Source organism: Lysinibacillus sp. FSL W8-0992, assembly GCF_038008685.1.
Classification (GTDB): domain Bacteria; phylum Bacillota; class Bacilli; order Bacillales_A; family Planococcaceae; genus Lysinibacillus.
The window spans coordinates 1-1,834 of record NZ_JBBOZQ010000005.1; the positions used below are offsets into that span (position 1 = coordinate 1).

General features: G+C 36.1%; 2 protein-coding genes. Both read right to left on the reverse strand.

Annotation, left to right across the window (positions count from 1 at the left end):
* Positions 1 to 650, reverse strand: a 650-nt coding sequence (locus NSQ74_RS23380) for a dUTP diphosphatase (RefSeq protein WP_340826654.1), incomplete at its 3' end; no start/stop codon positions are given.
* Positions 651 to 708: 58 nt separating this feature from the next.
* Positions 709 to 1,797 (reverse strand): hypothetical protein, encoded by a 1,089-nt coding sequence (locus tag NSQ74_RS23385; protein WP_340826655.1) that lies wholly within the window; start codon positions 1,795 to 1,797, stop codon positions 709 to 711.
* Positions 1,798 to 1,834: the final 37 nt, after the last annotated feature.

Sequence of the window (1,834 nt, forward strand, 5' to 3'; positions counted from 1 at the left end):
TAATACCCTGTTAATTGGCGTTCATGGTTGACCTTATTCTTAGCGTAGTAAGCTTCTTCGACCTGTTCCTGTGTGAAGCTGAGTATTGTACCAAGCTGTAAAAAGCTTTCAAATGCTTTTGTAAACATATTTCTAATTTCTTTTGGCTCTAATTCCATTCGAATAATTTCTTCGCCTACTTTTAGTGTTTTAGAATGTACGTCTAGGAATTGTAATGTAATGCTGCCATTTTCATCAGGTACTGGATATTGGTTAAGTTTCATCCAATTATGAGCACCTAATTCCAACCCAATACTCAAAATAAAATGCAAGCAGTCAACGTATTCTTCGAGCAAAGGATTATAGAAGTGATAGCCGCAACCATCGCAGTTTTCACAAAAAATCCAATCCTTTAATCGCTTGTGCGTATCAAAATAACCTTTACCATTGCATTCTTCACAAGGATCTTTAGGATTTGGTACATACACTCTCGGCTCCTGGTCCTTACTCCACTTCTTAAACCCTCGCCATTCATTAGCACATTCACCTAGCTCAACTTGAAGCGCTAACAGCTTCCAATCAAGATTGTTCTGCCCTCGTAATTCTGGATGCTCCTGCATGATGTGCTCGTCTAACGCTGCCTGTGTTGCAAATAATTTTGTTAAATTCATATCCATTCCCCTTTCGTACTGTACAAGCTCTTTCGATTAAATCTCAATGAGAAGAATTTCATGCTGCTATTTCAGCCGTTTCTACCAACCAATCAAGCCATTTTTCAAATGCATTCACGAATGGTGTTGTACTGTAATCGCATGCCCACCCAGCAAAGCCTATAAATCCATCTGAGTTGAAGGTGATTGCTTCACGTCTGCTGAAATAATAACCGTCTACTTGAATCACAGCGTATTGTAAGCCTGTACGCTTTAAGATTTTTATATCTTTTTTTCGCGGTACAGATAATTTTAATTTCATATCACTTCCGAAAATTTCGAACTCTTTTGTTAAGAAAATTCGAAGCATCTGAATATGCTCTTCATTTAATTTTTCATAACTAAGCCCTAATGATTTGTATTTTTCACGTAATTTCTTAACTCGAATACGCTGTGGGATTACTTTGCTTTGTACTCGTTTTTTAGGTAATTGCTCTGGCGATATATCAAAGAATTTAAATGCTGCTTCGTTCGTGTACTCAAATTTATTTAGAACAACCCACCACATGTTATTGATGTTGTGATAAATCGTCCCGCGTTGTAAACGCCCTTTGTGATCGCGGAAATACTTGACCTGTCCATTCTTTAATCGCTTACCATCTTTGTCTTTAGCGTTGTAAGATTCAATTTCATATTCAGGTAGTTCCTTGCCTTCTTTGTAATGCCAACTATCTTTTATTGCATACATCACTTTATCAAAAGCGTATTTTAGCACTGGCTTTGCTACATTTGTGTATCCAGCTGCGTCTAATATTTCGCAAATGTATTTTCTTACAAGAATATACTGGCAACGAATTAAGTAAGGCATTCTTTCAAATTTATCGAAATCGTAGTAACCACCACTTGAATTTTTCGTATTAATTTCTTGGTAGAACTTAAAACTGAATCCGGCAGGATAGATTTTTGATTTAAATAATAAATCGCCTTTCCTTCCTTCCCAATGAGTATCTGCTAAAATTGGGTAATCTCTTAAAATGTGCTGATCTGTTTGAATCACGAAACCACGTTCGTTTAACATTTCAAAGATTTGATTTAATAAATTGATTTTTCCACCATGTACACCAACAGTCGTACTAGTTGGTGATGAATTATAAGTTTTTTCACTCATGATTTTTCCTCCCCTATGTTACTACACAATATCTTTC

Excerpts from the sequence above, each read along its gene's own strand:
- NSQ74_RS23385 (WP_340826655.1), bottom strand. The coding sequence starts at position 1,797 with ATGAGTGAAAAAACTTATAATTCATCACCAACTAGTACGACTGTTGGT.